This window comes from Agrobacterium genomosp. 13 str. CFBP 6927, from assembly GCA_900012615.1.
In the GTDB taxonomy this organism is placed as follows: domain Bacteria; phylum Pseudomonadota; class Alphaproteobacteria; order Rhizobiales; family Rhizobiaceae; genus Agrobacterium.
Map to the genome: position 1 here is coordinate 443,497 of LT009756.1, position 21,436 is coordinate 464,932.

A 21,436-nucleotide genomic window follows, 5' to 3' on the forward strand; every position below is an offset into this window, starting at 1 on the left:
TGGAATTGGAGCCTACGGCGGGTTTCCGACGACTCCGATCCCTCAAGGTTCATGATGAACCGAATGATGAGGACCGCCGGAATGACTAATAGATAATATGCGGGGGCGCTCTTGGAACCACGCTCGCAAAGTCTCGGAAAGCTTGTGGCACGACGGCAACAGGTGTGACGGCCCGCGTCACCTCAACTGTTATCCGCAGGGTGGATGAAGCGAAATCGCTGGGGCGAAAGCCCGAACCGGCCTCGCCGGCCTTGCAGCCGAAATCATCGCCGTTTGTGCATTCTTTATCGCGAAGAGAAAGGGATCGGCCGAGATCCACTGTCTGCAAACGCTCCAGACGGCTGGCCTTCGAGACGGTCTTGACACCGGAAGGAGACTGGAAGCCGATCATGACGAGCAGGCTTGCGACCACGAGGCCGATCAACACTTGCGGATGGCGCCCTGAACAGCGGCATTTCTCCATCCATAACAAGTTGGCATCTCCTTGATCGTAAAGGTCTCTTTAAAGCATCACCGTGCAGCGAATATCCCGTTGATTTGTTTTAGGGGAAGGCAGACACGCTTGTCCAGCGCACAGGCCGGAAAAACCGCCCGCAGCGTCTGATTCCTTTTCGTTTTCGCCCGTTTGCGGCAAAGTAAGGGCGACAATCGCTAAAAGCTTTTACAAATTTTACCGTTTGACGCCGGTGCTTATGTTTCTTAACTTTCAAGCAAGGAATTAACCATAAAGATTGATGGTATTTCCACGGCGGAATGGGGTTCTTTCCCCTTCCAGGCATGACGCCGCACTGCCGTACCGGTGCCGATCCGGTATTTCGTTTCTTGGTTCAAGAAGGTCTGGCAGGCGTCGATGCCGCATCGTCCGCGATGGGTATGTTCGTTCAAAAATCCCCTTTAGGGTGCTGGCGTTCTGAACCTTGGCCAATTGGCCGGGTTTTACCGGCCGTCATGTTGTTGGGGACGTCGGTTGGGGCAGGACTTGCCATCAGATCAAGCGCGCAGATCGGCAGGCGGAAGCCTGGCGGGACGGTTGCGTTTTGCCGGCCTCGACGAGACGCAATCCGATTTCCTGCGCAATTATCGCAGCATGCTGGAGCCTTACGTCAAGGCCGGCCTGCGGGACGTGATGACCCGTTTCCAGTCCATGCCGGACTGTTCTCCGTCTTTCGAAAGCGAAAATCAGCTCGACCGCCTGCACGATTTGCAATCCTCGCACTGGAGCGTTCTGACCGATGCGCGTTTCGATGCGCTCTACGCTGAGCGGGTGAAGGTTCTTTCCGACAATGCCAGCCGCATGGGGCTCGATCCGCGCTGGCAGATCGCCAGCCACGCGGTGGTTCTGGAACATCTCGTCGGCGGGCTGGTGGCCGAACATGCACCGCGCTCCATCCTGCCCGGCAACCGCAAGAAAACCCGTGAACTGGCGGAAGCCGTCAAGAATGTCGTCCGTCTGGTAATGGTCGATACCGAAATCGCCGTTTCGCTGCGCTTCAACGAATTGCGCCTGCGCCATGGTCGCGAACTGGCGGAACAGCGTGACAATGACCGCTCGGAAGCGGCGAAGTTGCTGGGCACGGCACTGACGGCCTTTGCCGCGGGCGATTTGCAGGCCCGCATCGGCGGTGAGGTGCCGGAAGCCTATCGCGATGTTGCAGCTTCCTTCAACACGGCTCTGGAAACGATCGGCGCATCGCTGATCGCGGCGCAAAACAGCATCGGCGAGGCTGAAGCGCTCGGCGCGCGCTTTGCCGATATGGGCCGCTCCATCGCCGAACGCTCCCGCCAGCAGGCCGAAGCGCTTGCCGAAACCTCCCGTACCATCCAGGCGATGATCGGGAACGTTGCCGAAAACGGCGCGCGTATAGCGGCCACGGAAACGGCTGTTTCCCGCGCTCGCGAGGCGGCGGTCGAGAGCGGCCGGGCGATCGGCGAGGCCATCGACGCCATGTCTGACATCGAACAATCCGCCGAACAGATCGGCAGGATCATCGGCACGATTGATGAGATCGCTTTTCAGACGAACCTTCTCGCCCTCAATGCCGGCATCGAGGCGGCGCGCGCGGGTGAAAGCGGACGTGGTTTCGCTGTCGTCGCGCAGGAGGTCCGGGCGCTCGCCCAGCGTTCCGCCGATGCTGCAAGGGAGATCAAGAGCCTTGTCGGCACCACGAAGACGCAGGTCGAGGGCGGCGTGCGCATGGTCAACCGCACGCAGGACGCAATCGGCGGTGTCGTCCGGCAGGTCTCGGGCATCAACGACATGATCGCGGAAGTCTCCCGGCATACGGCCGAGCAGGCCGGCGAACTGCAATCGGTTGCTGCCGATATCGGCGAACAGCAAAGGCAGGCCGGCCGGAACGCCGTCGATATCAGCGCGAGCGCTTCCGAGGCCGACGCGCTTCAAACCGTCATTCTCGAACTCGGCCGCACCATCCGCGAATTCCGCATTGCCCGTCAGGGACAGGCGAAAGCGGTATCCGGTGCGGACCGGCAGGACACTTCATTTATGGCCCGTGCGGATGGTCGCACGGATTACGGCCAGGATTACCAACAATTCAGACGTCAGGGAGTCATGTAATGGCAGCCAGAAAAGCAGCTGAGGCGACGCTGAAACTGTCACCGGTGCTGGATCTCAACGAAGCATCGGCCCTGCACGGCAAGCTGATGACGCTGAGAGGAGCACCTTTGTCGGTCGATGCGTCAGAGGTTGAGCGTATCGGCGCGCTTTGCGCCCAGGTTCTGATGGCCGGCGCGAAATCCTGGGAAGAGGACGGCAAGCGGTTCGGTTTTGCTAAGGTGTCCGATGCATTCGACAAGACGATGAAACTGATAGGCGTCGATATTGACCATTTGCTCCCCAAGGAGATGCAAAAGTGAAGAAAAAAGTTCTTACCGTGGATGATTCCCGGACGATCAGGAACATGCTCCTGGTCACCCTTAACAATGCCGGTTTCGAAACCATTCAGGCCGAAGATGGCATTGAGGGCCTCGAAGTGCTCGAGCAGAGCAACCCCGATGTCATCGTGACCGATATCAACATGCCCCGTCTCGATGGCTTCGGCTTCATCGAGGGTGTACGGCGCAACGAAAAGTATCGTGCGATCCCGATCCTGGTCCTGACGACCGAAAGCGATGCGGAAAAGAAGAACCGTGCCCGTCAGGCCGGTGCGACGGGCTGGATCGTCAAGCCGTTCGACCCTGCGAAACTCATCGATGCCATTGAACGCGTAACCGCCTGATACGGGACATTTCACGATGGATATGAACGAAATCAAGGAAATCTTTTTCCAGGAATGCGAGGAGCAGCTCGCCGAACTGGAATCGGGGCTTCTTAAATTGAATGACGGCGACCGTGATCCGGAAACCGTCAACGCCGTTTTCCGTGCCGTTCATTCCATCAAGGGCGGGGCGGGTGCCTTCGGTCTCGATGATCTCGTGGCCTTCGCCCACGTTTTTGAAACGACCCTCGACTGCGTCCGCTCCAACAAGCTGGAGCCGACACAGGATGTTCTGAAGGTCATGCTGCGCTCCGCCGACGTGCTGGCGGACCTGACCAATGCAGCCAGAGACGGCGGCAGCGTCGATGAAAGCCGCACCCGCGGCCTCGTCAAGGAACTGGAAGCGCTGGCAAATGGTGAAACCATACAGGTTTCCGCGCCGGTGGCAGCGCCAGCTGCCGTCAAGGCGCCGCAACCCGTCGCACCCAAGCCGACGGATGAGAGCGGTTTCGAGCCGATCCCGTTCTCCTTCTCGGACTTTGCCGACGAAACCACGCCGTTGATGGAAGCGCCGACCTTCCAGATCACCTTCAAGCCGCACGCATCGCTTTATTCGAAAGGCAACGAGGCTGCCCTTCTCCTGCGCGATCTTTCGCGCATCGGTGAAATGAGCATCAATTGCGACATGTCAGAGCTGCCTTCGCTCGACAAGCTCGACCCGGAAGCGTCCTATCTCTCCTGGACGGTTTCGATCACGACCGAAAAGGGTGAAGAGGGTATCCGCAGCGTCTTCGAATTCGCTGAATGGGACTGCGATCTCGAAATCACCCCCGTTGTGTCGGATGCCGCCGCGGATGAGGAAGAGCTTCCGATGATCCCGGTTCCGTTCGATCTCTCGGCTCTCGATAGCGGACCGGAAGAGGAACCCGCCGTCGAAGCCATCGCGGCGGAAGTGTCCTATGTTGCTGCAGCCGTCGAAACGGCCGTTGCGACGACGCAGATCGCCCAGAGCGTCAATGCAGCAATCGAAAAGCGTGAGGCGGCCGCAGCACCCGCCGCAGCCCAGGCGAACGCCAATGCGGCGGCTAATGCCAGCGCCGGCCAGACCATCCGTGTGGACCTCGACCGCGTCGACCGCCTTATCAACCTTGTCGGTGAGCTCGTCATCAATCAGGCGATGTTGTCGCAGAGCGTCATCGAAAACGATGCGAGCGGCACGTCTGCCGTCAATATGGGCCTCGACGAGCTGCAGCAGCTGACGCGCGAAATCCAGGACAGCGTCATGGCGATCCGCGCGCAGCCGGTGAAGCCGGTGTTCCAGCGCATGTCGCGTATCGTCCGCGAAGTCGCCGACATGATCGGCAAGCAGATCCGCCTCGTCACCGAGGGTGAAAACACGGAAGTCGACAAGACGGTCATCGACAAGCTGGCGGAACCCCTGACGCATATGATCCGCAATGCCGTCGACCACGGCATCGAAACACCGGAAAAACGCGAAGCGGCGGGCAAGAACCCGGAAGGCACCATCAAGCTTTCGGCCAAGCACCGCTCTGGCCGTATCCTGATCGAGCTTCAGGACGATGGCGCCGGCATCAACCGTGAGCGCGTTCGCCAGAAGGCAATCGACAACGATCTCATCGCCGCCGATGCGAACCTGACCGACGAGGAGATCGACAATCTGATCTTCGCCCCGGGCTTCTCCACCGCCGACAAGATTTCCGACATTTCCGGCCGCGGTGTCGGCATGGATGTGGTCAAGCGCTCCATTCAGGCGCTTGGCGGCCGCATCAGCATCTCCTCGCGCCCCGGCCTTGGCTCGACCTTCACCATGAGCCTGCCGCTGACGCTTGCCGTTCTCGACGGCATGGTGGTGACCGTTGCCGGCCAGACGCTGGTGGTGCCGCTGACGGCAATCGTGGAAACCCTGCAGCCGGAGGCGAAGAACATTCATTCCTTCGGCGCGAACCAGCGGCTGATCTCCATCCGCAACTCCTTCTGCCCGCTGGTCGATGTCGGCCGCGTGCTGAACTTCCGCCCGACCCAGGCCGATCCGGTCGAAGGTGTCGCTCTTCTGGTGGAATCGGAAGGCGGCGGCCAGCGCGCCCTGATGGTCGATGCGATCCAGGGCCAGCGCCAGGTTGTCATCAAGTCGTTGGAAGCCAACTATACCCATGTTCCGGGCATTGCCGCCGCCACCATCCTCGGTGACGGACGCGTTGCGCTTATCCTGGATGTCGATGCCATCGTCAGCGCCTCGCGCGGACAGCCCCTGAAGCAGGAAATGTCGCTTGCGGCGACAGGTTGAAAGCGGATCGTTCATGGCAGCACTTAATTTCAGCGATCAGCGCCAGTCTCCCGACGATGTCCTTGCCAGCGGCGAATACCCGCTGACACGGCGCGACCTGTCGGAAATCGCGGCGATGATCTATGCCGATGCGGGCATCTATCTCAACGACACCAAGGCGTCGCTGGTCTATTCCCGCCTGTCGAAGCATATCCGCAATCTCGGCCTGTCGGGTTTCCGCGAATATTGCGCTTTGGTGTCCTCGCCGGATGGCGCCCAGGCGCGGCGCGAAATGCTGTCGCACCTGACGACGAATTTCACCCGCTTCTTTCGCGAAAACCATCATTTCGAACATCTGCGTGACGAGGTCCTGCCGGGCCTCATCGCCCGGGCGAAGAGCGGCGGTCGTGTTCGCATCTGGTCGGCGGCCTGTTCCGACGGGCAGGAGCCCTATTCCATCGCACTTACCGTGCTCGCCATGTTCCCGAATGCGGCGGATTACGATTTTAAAATCCTGGCGACGGATATCGACCCGAAGATTTTGGCGCAGGCCAGAGCAGGGGTCTATGACGACAATGCGCTCGAAACGGTGTCTCCCGCCATGCGCAAGCAATGGTTCACGGAAGTCGATGCCGGTGGCCGTCGCAAGTTCCAGATCGATGACAAGGTCAAGCGCCTCATCACGTTCAACGAATTGAACCTGATGACGCAATGGCCCTTCAAGGGCAATTTCGACGTCATTTTCTGCCGCAACGTCGTCATTTATTTCGACGAGCCGACGCAGACGCGTATCTGGTCGCGTTTCGCGGGGCTGCTGCCGGAAGGCGGTCATCTTTATATCGGCCATTCCGAACGCGTCTCCGGTGATGCCAAGAACCTGTTCGACAATACAGGCATCACCACATACCGCTTCATTGGTCACGCTTCGGGGAGGAAGGCATGAGCGCGCTCGCACGGGTTCTTGTCGTTGATGATTCTCCAACGATGCGCGGCCTGATTTCGGCCGTCCTCAAGGCAGATCCGGAGGTTGAGGTGGTCGGCCAGGCCGGCAACGCCATGGAAGCGCGCGCCGCCATCAAGCATCTCAATCCCGATGTCGTGACGCTTGATATCGAGATGCCGGAAATGAACGGCCTCGAATTCCTCGAAAAGATCATGCGCCTGCGGCCGATGCCGGTCATCATGGTCTCGTCCTTGACGCATCGCGGCGCTGACGCCTCGCTTGCCGCGCTTGAAATCGGTGCTTTCGACTGTGTCGGCAAACCCGCTCCCGGCGATGCGCGTCCCTTTGGTGATCTTGCCGACAAGGTAAAAGCCGCCGCCCGCTCGCAGCACGCGGCCTATCGCGCGGCGCGCCCGGAAACAGCAGCGGCAGTGCAGCCGACCCCGGTCAGCGATTATCGCGCCGGCCGCAAGGTCGTGGCCATCGGCTCCTCCACGGGTGGCGTCGAGGCCTTGATCGCCGTGCTTCAGAAGTTTCCGGCTAATTGCCCGCCGACCGTCATCACCCAGCATATGCCGCCGACATTCACCAAGAGTTTCGCGGAAAGGCTGAACCGCATCTGCGCACCTGTCGTGGAAGAGGCGACGGACGGCGCACGCCTGCAAACCGGCAAGATTTACCTCGCGCCGGGCGGCGAGCGCCATTTGCAGATCGCCAATCGTACTGCGCCCTGCTGCCGGCTCATCGAGCGTGATCCCGTCAACGGCCATCGCCCCTCCGTCGATGTGCTGTTCGATTCGGTGGCCGAGCTTGCCGGACGCAACGCCGTCGGCGTCATTTTGACCGGCATGGGCCGCGATGGTGCAGCCGGATTGTTGAAAATGCGCCATGCCGGTGCGCGCACCGTCGGCCAGAACGAAAAAACATGTGTCGTCTACGGCATGCCGCGTGTGGCTTATGAGCTTGGCGCCGTGGAACAGCAATTGCCGTTGGCCTCCATCGGCGAAGAAATCCTGAAACTAACCACTGCCCGTAAAGAAGGTGCTGACTAATGTCTCTCGCAGAAAAGATCAAAGTTCTGATCGTCGACGATCAGGTGACCAGCCGGCTGCTCCTCAGCGATGCGCTGACACAGCTCGGCTTCAAGCAGATTACTGCCGCTGGCGATGGCGAGCAGGGATTGAAGATCATGGAGCAGCAGCCCCATCATCTCGTCATCTCCGACTTCAACATGCCGAAGATGGACGGCCTTGGCTTCCTGCACGCCGTGCGGGCCAACCCAACCACCAAGAAGGCCGCCTTCATCATCCTCACCGCGCAGGGCGACCGCGCGCTGGTGCAGAAGGCAGCGCAGCTCGGCGCGAATAACGTGCTGGCCAAACCCTTCACGATCGACAAGATGCGTGCTGCCATCGAAGCGGTTTTCGGATCGCTGAAATGATTGAAGCTGCGGCCAAGCGCGTACATATCATTCAGGGCGAGTATAAGGTTGTCAACGATCCCGACGTGGTCATGACGACGATACTCGGTTCGTGCGTGGCCGCCTGTCTCAGAGATCCCGTTGCCGGCATTGGAGGCATGAACCACTTCCTGCTGCCGGGAACGGGCAATGTGACGGGGGGAGATGCAACGCGTTACGGCGTGCATCTCATGGAACTTCTGATCAACGGCCTTCTGAAGAAGGGCGCCCGCCGCGACCGGCTGGAGGCCAAGGTTTTCGGCGGCGCGAAGACGATCGCCAGCTTCTCGAATGTCGGTGAGCAGAATGCCATCTTCGCCATGCAGTTTCTGAAGGATGAAGGCATTCCGGTCATAAGCTCCTCCACGGGCGGGGAACACGGCCGCAAGATCGAATTCTGGCCGGTCTCAGGCCGTGCGCGGCAGCATCCGCTCAGCGGCGCGGAAACCCAGAAGACCGTTGCGATGGAAACGCGTCCGGTGCCGGCGCCCAAACCCGTCGCCAACGACATCGAATTTTTCTAGTCACGGAGTTTCCAATGCAGATTGCAGACCACACCGGCACCACTCCGTTCGAAGAAGCCTTGCCGGACGTTCTGATGCGGGTGGTATCGGAACTGCACGACGTCGCCTATCTTATTGAGCGCATCGAGCCGCAGCTGCTGGAAGTGACCAGCGGCGAATTGTCCAGCGATGGCGTCAAGCTGCTGCAGGGCATCGATCTTGCCGTTCAGAAGACCCGCGGCCTTGCGGAGTTCATCGACACCATCACAGGCTCCATTCCCGGTGACTGGATCGTGGACGTCTCGACGGCACTCAGCCTCGTCAAGCTTGCCGAAATGCAAAAGGCGCTGGGCGCAGCGTTCCGCCATGGCCATTCCCAGCCGCTCGACAAGGCCTCCGGCGACTTCGACCTGTTCTAGACCTTCCGGCTGCCATTCATCCATCCTTCGCGGATAACGGAGAAAGGCAACGCTCGCGCAAGCTTCGCACCCTATTGTCACCACGGGGCCAAAAGGTCTCGGACTCTATGAATGACGGTGCGGAACAGAATGAATCTGTTAAATCAAATCCCTCAGGTCTTGAAGAATGTCGCGGCGCTGGGTCAGACACGGCTTCTGATGCTGGGCGGCGTGGGCGTTTTGTCCATGGCCGTTATCCTTGCAGCGGCACTCTATGTGAACCGTCCCGCTTACGAGACCCTTTATGTGGGACTTGAAAAGAGCGACCTCAACAAGATCAGCATTGCGCTTGCCGAATCGGGGCTGGACTTTCAGGTTGGAACCGATGGTGCGAGCCTCCAGGTTCCCGTCGGGCTCACCAGCAAGGCGCGTCTGCTGCTGGCCGAGCGCGGCCTGCCGGACAGCGCCAATGCCGGTTACGAGCTTTTCGACAATGTCGGCTCTCTCGGCCTGACCTCCTTCATGCAGGAAGTGACGCGGGTTCGCGCCCTTGAGGGCGAAATCAGCCGCTCCATCCAGCAGATCGACGGGGTTGCGGCCGCACGCGTCCATATCGTCATGCCTGACGTCGGCAATTTCCGCCGTGGTGAACAGAAGCCCACGGCATCAGTCATGATCCGCGCCAGTGCCACCGCCGGGCGCAAGGCCTCCGCCTCCATCCGTCACCTCGTCGCCTCGGCCGTTCCCGGCCTTGAAGTCGATGACGTGACCCTGCTTGATTCGACGGGCCAGCTTCTGGCCTCCGGTGACGATGTCACCAATGCCGCCATGAACCGTTCGCTGACACTGGCGCAGAACGTTCAGCAGGAAATCACCACCAATATCGACAAGGCGCTGGCGCCTTTCCTCGGTATGGACAATTTCCGCTCCAGCGTCACGGCGCAGCTCAATACTGACAGCCGCCAGATTCAGGAAACCGTCTACGATCCGGAATCACGCGTCGAGCGCTCTGTCCGCACGGTGAAGGAAGACCAGAAGTCCCAGGAAACGCAGCCCGACACGGCAGCGACCGTGGAGCAGAACGTGCCGCAGGCAGCGCCGCAGGGCGGCGCTGGTGGTCCACAGTCTTCCGACCAGTCCGCGAAGAAAGAAGAACAGACCAACTACGAGATCAATTCCAAAACGGTCGCCACCGTCAAGAACGGCTATACCGTCGAGAAGCTTTCGGTCGCCGTGGTCGTCAACAAGGGCCGCATCGCCAAGATGGTCGGTGAACCCGCCGATCAGGCCAAAATCGATGCCTATCTTGCTGAAATGCAGAAGATCGTAACCTCGGCTGCGGGCATTTCTTCCGATCGCGGTGACATGGTCACTCTGACTGCCATGGACTTCCTGGAAACGCAGCTGCTCGACGAAGCCGCAAGCGGACCGGGCATCATGGAAGTGCTCAGCCGCAATTCGGCAGGCATCATCAATTCGCTCGCCTTCGTCGCTGTCGCCTTCCTTGTCATCTGGCTCGGTGTACGTCCTCTGGTCCGCACGGTCGCCGGCAACGGTGCTGCCGCAGGCCAGCTCAGCCAGGAGGCCGCAGGTCTCGAACTGCCGGATTTCTCCCCTGGCATGGATGCGGGTGCAGGTGGTCTCATGGAAGGTTTCGGGGCGGATTTCGGCTTCGACAGCACCGACGACCTTCTTGCTGGCGGCGACAGCGAAGGCACCTTCAACCGCCGGGTTCGCGAAGGACCCGAGCGCAGGCTCTCCCGCATGGTGGAAATCAGCGAGGAAAGAGCAGCCAAGATTCTTCGCAAATGGGCGGTGGAAAAAGCCGCGTGATTTTGAAAAAGGCCGGGTTTACCCGGCCTTTTGCGCATTTACGGACTTTTTGGTATGTTTGGCAGGCGCGTGGCTGCATTCTCGTTTCAGGACACTGTTTACAAAAAATTCAGCAACGATACAGTTTGCTGGGAATAGGCTGAGAATGCCGTTTATGGATTGGCCAGCTTTTCAGTATGTTTTTTTAGCAATAGACGAGCAGGGAAATACGTGGAAAGGCTGTTGTCAGGTAATGGCAAATTCCGGTCGGTTCCATAAAATGAAGTGATTCGGTCTCCGGGGGGCGCCATCCCGTTTTGGTAAGCTTCTCGAATGGAATGATTCCATCCCGATGTATAATCTCCCACTGGGAGCAAGAGGGCGTAGGCGATTGAAAGTCGATGTTGATATCCGCAGGCTGTCTGCCAAGCCTATGGAGGGCATGGGTAAGCCCTTGCCGCGCGACCAGCTTGCCAAAAATGTCGCTGCCACGGCTGCCGCCGGTAACGTTTCAGGCGCGCTGGATTTGCTTGTGACCTATGCTGGCGCCTCGCATTATCTGCTGGCGCGGGATGATCTTCTCGAAGAAACCGGGCTTAAATTCATCGTCACATCCGATTGGCCCTTCGATCTGGTGCGCAGGCTCGGCGTCGAACTGACGAACAGCCAGAACAGATCGAGCGAAATGGAAAAATGCCTTTCGCTTCTGCGGCCTCGATTGCTTTTCCTTCCAGACGACGTTTCCGTTCCCTACGGTATCGACCGGCAATATTCGGCCCTGTCTTTCTGCGTCGGCCGCATCCGGCTGTCGCTGCTGCTGCTGTTTCCTGAAAATGCCGTTCCTTTGCCGGAGCGTCTGCGCGAAATTGCCCTGCTGACGGGTTATTGCGTCAGTTTCGGCATCGCCAGCGAAGCGAAGGCGGTGCGGGATATCGATCTCACCGAGCGTGAGCTCGAGTGCCTGTTCTGGATCGCCGAAGGCAAGACCAGTGACGAAATTGCGATGATCCTTGGCATTTCTCGCAATACGATCAATAATTACATTACAAGCGTGATGCGTAAAACCGCGACAAAAACCCGCTCGGAGGCAATTGCCTACGCCGTGCGCAACAACCTTGTATAGGCATCGAACGATGGTACAGACGAAGGACAATGAGGGCTTTGGTCAAACGGGGATGTTTCACCGCAGCCCGGTCGTGACAACCCGGTCGGACCTGTTTCCGAAACTCGTCGCCATGCAGAAGCTGGTCGGCGCGCGAAATTTCGTGGTGACGAAAGCCGCTGCTTCCGGCTTCCCCAACAAGAAGAAGATGACCTGCGAGCTGGAAAACTGGGGCATGAATGCCGCGGAACAGAGCACCCAGTTCATCCGCGCCGTCGGCGATATTCTTCTCGACCATATCGAAACGTCGCTGTTGCCGGTCATCTGGCGCAACAAGAATGCCGGCGGCTTCGCCGATCTTCCCGATGTGCCGGCTCTCTTGCGCCGGATCGAGAACGACACCTTGCCCTATGCGGGCCTGGCCCTGCCGGTGCGGCTTGGCACCATCGGCAACGGCTATATCGTTTTCTGCGGCAGCAATCTCGTTCTCGACAATGAGGTCGTCATCGAGCAGCACATCAAATGCTGCGAGATCATGGTCGACATGCTGGCGCTGGACGAGCGCAAGGCGGCACCGTCGGAAGCCTTGAGTGAAAGGGAAATCGCCTGCCTGCAACTGGCGGGTGATGGCCGTATCAGCGAAGAGATTGCGGTCAAGCTCGGGCTTTCCGTGCACACCGTCAATGCCTATCTCGGTTCGGCAACGATCAAGCTCGATTCAGTCAACCGCATTCAGGCGATCGCAAAGGCGATCCGTCTCGGTTACATCCATTGATCCTGGACGGGGCTTCCCGTCCCGCATAAGCCGGGCGGGCGCCTGCCGGCCTTGTGCAGCCCCTAAAAGCTGCCATCGACACTTCGCGTTTTTTTAACAGTTGCCTACTAGAACTTTTATAAGTTTGGCTTTGGGGAACTGTTTCATGTACAACCGGCTCTTTAAGTCCGTTGCTGGCAAGGTCGTCGCGTTGACGATCGGCCTGATCACGCTCAGCGTGGCGGCAGTTGGTTTTTCGACCTACATTCGCTTGAAGGATAACATCATCACCACCGCGCTGCGCGATACGCACAGCGCAATGCGCGGCATGGCAATCCTCTACGAGATGAAGGTCGGCGGCGTTGCCCTCGAAATGGTGGATGGCGAGTTGAAGAGCGTGGGCCGTGCCAGCATCGGAACGATGCGCGACAATGATCTCGTCGATCGCACGGCAGCCGGTAACGGCGGTATCTCTACTGTTTTTGAAGCCAAGGCCGGTGAGTTCATTCGCCTGACCACCAATCTGAAGAACGAAAAGGGTGAAAGAGCAGCAGGCACCAAGCTTGCTACCGATCATCCCGCTTTCCCGAAAGTTTCCAAGGGTGAGGCCTATTTTGGCACCGCCACGCTGTTCGGCACCAGCTATATGACCGGTTATATGCCGGTTACGAACAAGACCGGCGCAACCGTCGGCATCCTGTTCGTGGGTATTCCCATGGATGTCTACGATGCGCAGATATACAGCCTGCGCGACATGATGCTGATCTGCGGCGCGCTCGCCATGCTTGGCGTCGGATTGCTCGCCTATTTCGTCATCAAGCGTACGCTTCAGCCGCTTGGCAAGCTGACCGATGCGGTGAAGTCCCTTTCGGATGGTAATCTCGATACGCCGATCCCCTATGCCACCAACAGCAACGAGTTCGGCAACATCGCCCGCGCTCTGGTGATATTCCGCGAAAATGCGCTTGAGAAGCTGGCGATCGAAGGGAAGAGCGCCGAGGAACGCTCCATGGCGGAATCAGAACGTCACCGCAACGATGCCGAGAAGCAGGAGCTGGACGGCCAGATCGAATTTGCGGTCGGTGAGATCGCCTCCGGCCTTGGCAGACTTTCGCGCGGTGATCTGAGCCGCACAATCGAGACGCCCTTTAACGGCCGTCTGGACCGGCTGCGCACGGACTTCAACGAATCCCTTCTCAACCTGCGCGATGCGCTGGGGCAGATCCGGGAACGCACACTCATCATCCAACATAGCGGCTTTGAAATCGAGCAATCGTCGGTCGATCTGTCGAAGCGCACCGAAAACCAGGCCGCCTCGCTGGAAGAGACCGCCGCCGCCGTAGACGAAATTACGGTGACTGTCAGATCCTCGGCCGAGCGGGCACGGGAGGCCAATGAGGCCGTTCGCGTCACCAAGCAGAGCGCCGACAGTTCCGGTTCGGTCGTCAGCAATGCCGTTGACGCCATGGGCCGCATTGAAGACGCTTCGCGCAAGATCGAGCAGATCATCGAGGTCATCGATGACATCGCCTTCCAGACCAACCTTCTCGCCCTGAATGCCGGCATCGAGGCGGCGCGTGCGGGTGAGGCTGGCAAGGGTTTTGCCGTCGTCGCGCAGGAAGTACGCGAGCTTGCACAGCGTTCCGCCGATGCGGCGCGTGAAATCAAGCAGCTCATCAACCAGTCGACGCATGAGGTCAGCTCCGGTTCGAAGCTGGTGCAGGAGGCGGGTACGGTTCTTTCCGCCATCAGCCGACAGATCGTCACCGTCAGCCAGCATGTCGAAACCATCGCGACCGCGACGCAGGACCAGTCTTCTGCGCTTCACAACGTCAACAGTTCCGTCAACCAGATGGATCAGATGACCCAGCAGAACGCCGCCCTTGCCGAACAGTCCAGCGCGGCGAGCAGGGTGCTGTCCGGTGAAGTGGAGGCGCTGCTCGATCTGGTTCAGCGGTTCCAGATGGAACAGGGCTCAGTGACCGGCAGGGATCGGTTGAGCCGCGCGGCCTGAGAGGCGCATTCAGAAAGCAAAGAACTCCCGGATCACAAGGTCCGGGAGTTTTTCATTCCGCCGCCGCACGGGCCGTGCTGGATATCTGGTTGATATAGGCGCGCAGGGCTGCCGGCTTGACCGGTTTGTGCTGGACGGAAATTCCGTATTTTTCCGCATCGCTGCGCACTTCCGGGCTGCGGTCCGCCGTCAAAAGCAGGGCAGGGATCGTCTTGCCGTAAAAAGTCCTGATGAGACGGATCGCGCTGATGCCGTCGCCATCATCCAGATGGTAATCGGCAACGATCACGTCGGGTGCCGCGGTCAGCGTCAGGAACGGTTCTTCCAGCGTCGCCACCGAACCTGCGGGTAGGACCTCGCAACCCCAGCCCGACAGCAGCAGCGTCATGCCCTCAAGGATTTTCGGCTCATTGTCGATGCACAGGACCCTGATACCGTGAAGGCGATCGCTCGCCGCTGGATTGACGATTGTACCGCTGGCTTTCGCGGGTGCGATCCGGTCCGCCTCGCGCGGCAGGTGGATGCGGAAGGTCGTGCCCTTGCCGGGTGTTGAAATCAGCTGCACGGGATGGTGCAGCATGCGCGACAGCCGGTCGACGATGGAGAGGCCAAGCCCGAGGCCCGACGCTGTCTTTGCCCCTTCATCCAGCCGGGCGAACTCCTTGAAGACCGTACGGAATTTGGAGGCGGGAATACCGATGCCGGAATCCGTCACCTGAATGACGACCTCACCGCCCCGGCGGCGCGCGCCGACGACGACTTTGCCCGTCAGCGTATATTTGATGGCGTTCGAGACCAGGTTCTGTATCAGCCGCCGCAGGAGATTGGGGTCCGAGCGCACCGTCAGCGATGTGGGCATGACCACCAGATCGAGGTTCTTCTCCTGCGCCATGGGCGCAAAGTCGGTCTCGATGCGTTTCAGCAGCTCATTCAGCGGCACCGAGGTCATGCGCGCCTTCATCGAACCCGTGTCGAGGCGGGAAATATCGAGCACCGCACCGAGAATCGTCTCGACCGATTCGAGCGCCGAATCGATATTCTGCACGAGATCGCTTTCCCCCGATGCGCCAAGCCGCTCGACGAGCGAGGAGGAATAAAGGCGGGCTGCATTCAGCGGCTGAAGAATGTCGTGACCGGCGGCGGCGAAAAACCGCGTCTTGCCGATATTCGCCTCGTCGGCGGATGCTCTCGCCTCAGCCAGTTCGCGGTTGACGCGGGTAAGCTCGACGGTGCGCTCCGCTACACGCTGCTCCAGCGTTTCGTTCGCCTGTTTTAATGCCTGGTCGCTCGCCACCCTCTGGGTGATATCGGTGAAAGTGGCGACGATGCCCTTGTCCGGCATGGTGTTGGAGCGCACTTCGATAATCCGCTCGCCACCCGCAAGCACCAGCGAGAAGGGCAGGTCCATGGTCAGGAAACTGGTGATAAGCTCATTCGTATCGCCGGCCGGCATGTCGCCGCGCTCCTGCAACATGGAAACGATATCCGTGAGTGGAACCCCAACCTGACCGAATTGCTCGGGCAGATCCAGCAGGGTGCGGAAGCGTCGGTTCCAGATCGTCAGCTGCTGCGAACTGTCGAAAACGGCAATGCCCTGATCCATTTGCGCAAGAGCGGTCTGCAGCATGTCCTGATTATATTGCAGGGCCTCGCTCGCCTGATCGAGCAGCCAGGCCGTGTCCGCGCTGGTATCCTCCGCTTTCTGAAGAATGATCGAAAGCACAAGCCGGGCCGATGACGAACCGATGGCGCTGCCCAGCAATTGTTCGGAGAAATGAATGAGCGCCATATCGGCGGGCTGCTCGTCATTAAGCTTTCTGCCCGCCGTTTTTTCATAGGTCGCCAGCGAGCGCAGCATGCGCTCTTCGCCGAGATAACGGGCGATCGCGCTTTTGAGGTCGCCGACGCTGACGCGGGTTTTCCAGCCGCGCGTGGCGAATTGCGATTTCGAGTGGCGCTTGACGAAGATACCGGACTGGATGCGTTCCACCGGACGCGGATTGCGCGAGAGCGAGCCGAGCACGAAAGCAAGGCTATTGACCAGCAGGCTGAGAATGACCGCATTCACAAATGGATCGGCCTCGGGACCGTTGAAGACCGTGCTGCCCGAAAACAGGAAGCCGAGAATATTCGCCGCGACCTCGGAGTTATCAGGCCCGCCGAAGCTTGGCAGAAACAGCAGATAGGCCCAGACGAAAAAGCCCGAGCTGAGACCCGCAATTGCGCCGCGCGCATTGGCCCGGCGCCAGAACAGGCCGCCGAAGAGGGCAGGGGCCATCTGGGCTATGGCCGCAAATGCCAGGAGGCCGATGGAGGCAAGCCCGGTCGCACTGTCTGCGGCACGGTAATAGCCGTAGCCCAGAAGCAGGACCGCAAAGATCGCCGTTCTGCGGATGTTGAGAAGTGTTTTGGCGAAGTTGTCCCGGTGCGGCGAGCGGTTCAGCAGCTTTTGCCGCAGGAAGATCGGCATGACGATGTCGTTGGAGATCATGATCGACAGCGCAACCGAGGCGACGATCACCATCGCGGTCGCCGCCGAAAACCCGCCGATGAAGGTGATCAGCGACACGACCGGCATCTGATGGGCGAGCGGCAGCTGCAACACGTAAAGATCGGCATCGCCATTTGCGCCGAGCGTCAGAATGCCGGCCAGCGCGATCGGCAGAACGAAGATGTTGATGGCAATGAGGTAGAGCGGCAGCAGGAAGCCCGCCATGCGCAGCTCTTCCGGCGTGCGGTTTTCCACCACGGTGACGTGGAACTGGCGCGGCAGAAGAATGATGGCGAAGCCGGAAAGCAGGGTCATCACGATCCAGCGGCTGATGGGCGTATGGTAGGATATGGCCTTCATGGCCTGTTCATTGCCGGAGGCAAGCTGCCACAGATGCGAGGGACCGTCGAAAAGCACAAACAGGACGTAAAAGCCGACCGTGCACATGGCGACGAGCTTGACGAGGGATTCCATCGAAATCGCCAGGATCAGCCCATCCTGATGCTCGGTGGCATCGGTGTGGCGCGTGCCGAACATGACGGCGAAGCCGGCCATGACGATGGTGACGACCAGCGGCAGATCGAGGAAATAGAGATTGCCGCTGCCTATGCCGTAATCGCCGGGATCGACCATCGTCGCCACCGAGTTGGAAACGGCTTTCAATTGCAGGGCGATATAGGGAATGGCGCCGACGAGCGCGATGATGGCGACGATCATCGCCACGGTGGAGTTTTTGCCGTAGCGGGCGGCGATGAAATCCGCAACCGATGTCAGCTTTTCCGTTTTTGCCAGTTCGACGATGCGGCGAATGATCGGCATGCCGATGGTGAAGGCGAGGATCGGCCCGGTATAGATGCCGAGGAACTCCAGCCCCCTGTCGGCGGCAAGCCCGACGCCGCCGAAATAGGTCCATGACGTGCAGTAGATCGCAAGGCTAAGCGCATAGACGAACGGCCGCCCTTTTTTCGGGGCGTTTCTTTTCCGGCTGTTCCTGTCCCCATAACTTGCAACCGCAAACAGCAGCAGGACATAAGCGAAGGCCGAACCGAATATGATCCACCCAGGAAGCACGCATCCTCCCCATGCCAGAATTCCCGAACAGGAGCATAGGCGAATTCCGTGCCGTTGAGAATGAGCGCGGTCTGATCATAAAGTTCAAGATGAGAGCATTTCCAATAAAAGTGCGTAGCGGTTTTATGCCCGGAAAATGCGTAGAAACAGAATGCTGGCGTGCAAAAAAGCTAATAAATGCAATCTTGGCGAATTCCAAATGGGGTAAGGAAGCTATATGGTTGAGCGTGTAGGGACAGTCACATAGCTTCAGCTCGCGAAGCAGGAGAGAGGGACAATCTGAATGCTTAACGAATTTAAAACCTTCATTGCCCGCGGCAATGTCATGGACCTGGCCGTGGGTGTGATTATCGGAGCGGCTTTCAGCAAGATCGTCGATTCCGTCGTCAACGATCTCATCATGCCGATCGTCGGCGCGATTTTCGGCGGTTTCGACTTCTCGAACTACTTCCTGCCGCTGAGTTCCGGCGTTACCGCCACCTCGCTCGCTGCCGCCCGCGATCAGGGCGCCGTTTTCGCCTATGGCAACTTTCTGACGGTTCTTATCAACTTCCTCATTCTGGCCTGGATCATTTTCCTGATGGTCAAGGGCGTCAACAAGCTGCGGGCCTCCGTCGAGACCAAGAAGGTCGAGGAGAAGGCGGAAGCAGCGCCGCCGCCGGAAGACGTCAAGCTTCTCACCGAAATCCGCGATCTGCTGAAGACGCGTTAAGATCGGAATTATCCCCGGCCTGGTCGCCGGTCCATGCGGGCGGCGTTCTCTGGCCGGGGATTGATCCATAAAGAAAATCCATGACCGCCTCACGGAATATCATGCATATCGGCTGTTCCATGGGATAAGAAGACACCAAACGGAGTGTCTTTAATGTCCATTTTGAACAGTCTGAGTGCACGCTCTCTGGCGGCTCCCGAGAGCGGCATTGTTGAAGTCGTGAATTATGCCCGGGGACGGGACAATCTTCTGCCGCTTTGGGTCGGTGAAGGCGATCTGCCGAGCCCGGACTTCATCAACAAGGCTGCCATCGACGGGCTCAACAATGGTGAGACCTTCTATACCTGGCAACGCGGCATTCCTGAATTGCGACAGGCGCTCAGCAGCTATTACGAGCGCCACTTTGCTGCCAGGCTTCCCCCTGAACATTTTTACGTGACAGGGTCCGGCATGCAGGCGATTGCGCTTGCCGTGCAGGCGCTGACGTCGCCGGGCGACGAAATGGTCTATCTCACGCCCACCTGGCCGAATATCGTCGCTGCCATCGGTGTGGCGGGCGCAAAGGCCGTTCCGGTTGGCATCGATTTCCACGACGGTCGCTGGGATCTGGATATCGGCAAGCTGGAAAGCGCGATTACCGGCAAGACCAGGGCGTTGTTCATCAACACGCCGTCCAACCCGACCGGCTGGACCGCGACACGCGACAATCTGCGCGATGTTCTGACGCTCGCCCGCAAGCATGATCTCTGGATCGTGGCGGATGAGATTTATGCGCTTTACCACTATGCCGGCACACGCGCGCCGTCCTTCCTCGATGTCATGGAACCGGACGACAAGATCGTTTTTGCCAATTCCTTCTCGAAGAACTGGTCCATGACCGGCTGGCGCGTCGGCTGGCTCGTGGCGCCGCCCGCCATCGGGCAGGTGATCGAGAACCTCATTCAATATTCCACGTCCGGCGTAGCGCAGTTCATGCAGCGCGGCGCGGTTGCGGCACTCGATCACGGCGACGGTTTCATCCGCGAGAACTATGAGCGCGCTCTGACATCCAGAGACATCCTTTGCGATGCCCTGATTGCAACGAACCATGTCGAAACCCTGAAGCCTGATGGCGCCCTTTATGCCTTCCTCAAGATAGACGGCGTGACGGACAGCCGTGCGACGGCGCTGGATATTGTCGACAAGACCGGCGTCGGCCTCGCGCCCGGCACTGCCTTTGGCGAAGGCGGGGAACTGTTCCTGCGCGCCTGCTTCCTGCGCAACCCCAAACAGATCGAAGACGCGGCCGATCGGCTGGCGTCTTACATTCTCGGCCGCTAAATCTTTGCCCTGCCGCGCCGCGCATCATGCTGCGCGGCAGGTGCAAATCTGCCCCAGAAATCACGATGAGCTGCGAAAACTACAACCCCACGGCGTAGCCATCGACGTGAGCGCATTTCTATGCTATGCGCTGATTGTTCCTTTTATGAGAACATTTTCATCTAATAAATAAAAAGCACTTTATTGCGCTAACCAATCGTAAGCCACCTTTTCAGAGGGCTGAGGGTTTGATGGCGTATTCGCTGTGCAAGTAATCAATGATGAAGAATTATTGGCTTTGATGGGATCAAGAAAAGCAAACAGGGAAGTAATGTCATGGCTGTTCTTGTTACCGGTGGGGCCGGTTATATTGGAAGCCACATGGTGTGGGCTCTGCTCGACGCCGGGGAAGAGGTCGTTGTTGTCGACCGGCTTTCGACGGGATCGCGCTGGGCGATAGCACCGGCGGCGCGTTTCTATCTGGGCGACGCGGCGGATCGCAAATTGCTCGGCCAGATCTTCGAAGAAAATCAGATCGAGACCATTTTCCATTTCGCCGGCTCTGTCAGCGTTCCTGAATCGATCAGCCGGCCACTCGAATATTACGAAAACAATACTGGCACGACCCGCGCCCTCGTTGCGGCAGCGGTCGGCCATGGCATTCGCAACTTCATCTTTTCCTCGACAGCAGCCGTCTACGGAAACCAGCCCTTTGATGGCCCGGTTCCCGAAACAGCGATCCTCAGCCCGGAAAATCCCTATGGCCTGTCGAAACTCGCTTCCGAAATCATGCTGCGCGATGTCGTGCAGGCGCATGATTTCAACTATGTGGCACTGCGTTATTTCAACGTTGCGGGCGCTGACCCGCAGGGCAGGGCCGGTCCTTCCCCCACGGGCGTCGCGAACCTCATCAAGGTAGCGTGCGAAGCGGCCACCGGCCGACGCGACCGGGTCGACGTTTATGGAACCGATTATCCGACGGCAGATGGCACGGGCGTTCGCGACTATATCCATGTCAGTGATCTGATCGACGCGCATATGCTGGCCATGGCGCATCTGCGCGCCGGCGGCGGCACACGAACGCTCAATTGCGGTTATGGCGTCGGCTACTCGGTGCTGGACGTCCTCAACACGGTGCAGCGGGAATCGGGGCAGGATTTCCCGATCATCCATTGTCCGCGCCGCGCCGGCGATATTGCGACAATGGTGGCGGATTCCGGCCGTATCCAGTCAGAGTTGGGCTGGCGCCCGCGGTTTGATGATCTGACCACCATCGTTCGCACCGCGCTTCAGTGGGAAGCCAAGCGTCAGGCGCAGCAAAAGGACAGGATCCCGCCGGTCCGTCGCAAGCTGGCGGCGATAGGCTGAGCCGCCTTTGC

General features: G+C 59.3%; 18 protein-coding genes. 16 read left to right on the plus strand and 2 right to left on the minus strand.

What is annotated here, in order from left to right; all coding sequences use genetic code 11:
• Window positions 1-85: 85 nt before the first annotated feature.
• On the minus strand, window positions 86-463 hold the full coding sequence (locus AGR13A_RS02215) for a hypothetical protein (RefSeq protein ID WP_080833437.1): 378 nt from the start codon (window positions 461-463) through the stop codon (window positions 86-88).
• Between the two features lie 516 nt (window positions 464-979).
• Between AGR13A_RS02215 and AGR13A_RS02220 the strand changes: the two genes are divergently transcribed.
• From AGR13A_RS02220 to AGR13A_RS02280, 13 genes are all read left to right on the plus strand, one after another.
• The gene (locus tag AGR13A_RS02220) at window positions 980-2,575 is read left to right on the plus strand and encodes a globin-coupled sensor protein (protein ID WP_308399972.1); all 1,596 of its coding nucleotides are present in this window, start codon (window positions 980-982) and stop codon (window positions 2,573-2,575) included.
• Window positions 2,575-2,874 (plus strand): STAS domain-containing protein, encoded by a 300-nt coding sequence (locus AGR13A_RS02225; RefSeq protein ID WP_003493771.1) that lies wholly within the window; start codon window positions 2,575-2,577, stop codon window positions 2,872-2,874. Before AGR13A_RS02220 ends, AGR13A_RS02225 begins: the two co-directional genes overlap by 1 nt.
• A complete protein-coding gene (gene cheY1 / locus AGR13A_RS02230; RefSeq protein ID WP_003493773.1) occupies window positions 2,871-3,236 on the plus strand; it encodes a chemotaxis response regulator CheY1 in 366 nt (121 codons plus the stop codon). The genes AGR13A_RS02225 and cheY1 overlap by 4 nt, the downstream gene beginning before the upstream one ends.
• 16 nt (window positions 3,237-3,252) lie before the next feature.
• The gene (locus tag AGR13A_RS02235; RefSeq protein WP_080833443.1) at window positions 3,253-5,520 is read left to right on the plus strand and encodes a chemotaxis protein CheA; all 2,268 of its coding nucleotides are present in this window, start codon (window positions 3,253-3,255) and stop codon (window positions 5,518-5,520) included.
• A 13-nt stretch (window positions 5,521-5,533) separates the two neighbouring features.
• Window positions 5,534-6,442 (plus strand): protein-glutamate O-methyltransferase CheR, encoded by a 909-nt coding sequence (gene cheR, locus AGR13A_RS02240; protein WP_003493776.1) that lies wholly within the window; start codon window positions 5,534-5,536, stop codon window positions 6,440-6,442.
• The gene (gene cheB / locus AGR13A_RS02245) at window positions 6,439-7,494 is read left to right on the plus strand and encodes a protein-glutamate O-methylesterase CheB (RefSeq protein WP_080833446.1); all 1,056 of its coding nucleotides are present in this window, start codon (window positions 6,439-6,441) and stop codon (window positions 7,492-7,494) included. Before cheR ends, cheB begins: the two co-directional genes overlap by 4 nt.
• Window positions 7,494-7,883, plus strand: a complete 390-nt coding sequence (cheY2, locus tag AGR13A_RS02250; protein WP_003493781.1) for a chemotaxis response regulator CheY2 — start codon at window positions 7,494-7,496, stop codon at window positions 7,881-7,883. The genes cheB and cheY2 overlap by 1 nt, the downstream gene beginning before the upstream one ends.
• Window positions 7,880-8,425, plus strand: coding sequence for a chemoreceptor glutamine deamidase CheD (gene cheD / locus AGR13A_RS02255; protein WP_003493784.1), 546 nt, complete (start codon window positions 7,880-7,882; stop codon window positions 8,423-8,425). Before cheY2 ends, cheD begins: the two co-directional genes overlap by 4 nt.
• A gap of 14 nt (window positions 8,426-8,439) precedes the next feature.
• A complete protein-coding gene (gene cheT, locus AGR13A_RS02260) occupies window positions 8,440-8,823 on the plus strand; it encodes a chemotaxis protein CheT (protein WP_003493786.1) in 384 nt (127 codons plus the stop codon).
• 129 nt (window positions 8,824-8,952) lie between these two features.
• Window positions 8,953-10,635 (plus strand): flagellar basal-body MS-ring/collar protein FliF, encoded by a 1,683-nt coding sequence (gene fliF / locus AGR13A_RS02265; RefSeq protein WP_035227857.1) that lies wholly within the window; start codon window positions 8,953-8,955, stop codon window positions 10,633-10,635.
• Window positions 10,636-11,005: 370 nt separating this feature from the next.
• Window positions 11,006-11,737: a transcriptional regulator VisN gene (visN, locus tag AGR13A_RS02270; protein WP_035227854.1), complete on the plus strand. Its 732-nt coding sequence runs from the start codon at window positions 11,006-11,008 to the stop codon at window positions 11,735-11,737.
• A 52-nt stretch (window positions 11,738-11,789) separates the two neighbouring features.
• A complete protein-coding gene (gene visR, locus AGR13A_RS02275) occupies window positions 11,790-12,491 on the plus strand; it encodes a transcriptional regulator VisR (RefSeq protein ID WP_167377510.1) in 702 nt (233 codons plus the stop codon).
• 145 nt (window positions 12,492-12,636) lie between these two features.
• A complete protein-coding gene (locus AGR13A_RS02280) occupies window positions 12,637-14,484 on the plus strand; it encodes a methyl-accepting chemotaxis protein (protein WP_080833450.1) in 1,848 nt (615 codons plus the stop codon).
• A 52-nt stretch (window positions 14,485-14,536) separates the two neighbouring features.
• On the opposite strand, the gene AGR13A_RS02285 is transcribed toward AGR13A_RS02280, so the two are convergent.
• Window positions 14,537-18,046 (minus strand): PAS domain-containing hybrid sensor histidine kinase/response regulator, encoded by a 3,510-nt coding sequence (locus AGR13A_RS02285; RefSeq protein ID WP_080833452.1) that lies wholly within the window; start codon window positions 18,044-18,046, stop codon window positions 14,537-14,539.
• A gap of 283 nt (window positions 18,047-18,329) precedes the next feature.
• Between AGR13A_RS02285 and mscL the strand changes: the two genes are divergently transcribed.
• The 3 genes from mscL (at window position 18,330) to galE (ending at window position 21,425) form a co-directional block, all read left to right on the plus strand.
• The gene (mscL, locus tag AGR13A_RS02290; protein ID WP_035227845.1) at window positions 18,330-18,758 is read left to right on the plus strand and encodes a large conductance mechanosensitive channel protein MscL; all 429 of its coding nucleotides are present in this window, start codon (window positions 18,330-18,332) and stop codon (window positions 18,756-18,758) included.
• Window positions 18,759-18,911: 153 nt separating this feature from the next.
• Window positions 18,912-20,078 (plus strand): pyridoxal phosphate-dependent aminotransferase, encoded by a 1,167-nt coding sequence (locus AGR13A_RS02295; protein WP_080833454.1) that lies wholly within the window; start codon window positions 18,912-18,914, stop codon window positions 20,076-20,078.
• A 315-nt stretch (window positions 20,079-20,393) separates the two neighbouring features.
• Window positions 20,394-21,425 carry a UDP-glucose 4-epimerase GalE gene (gene galE, locus AGR13A_RS02300; RefSeq protein WP_080833456.1) on the plus strand — a complete coding sequence of 344 codons (1,032 nt, stop codon included), beginning with the start codon at window positions 20,394-20,396 and terminating at the stop codon, window positions 21,423-21,425.
• The last annotated feature ends 11 nt before the right edge of the window (window positions 21,426-21,436 follow it).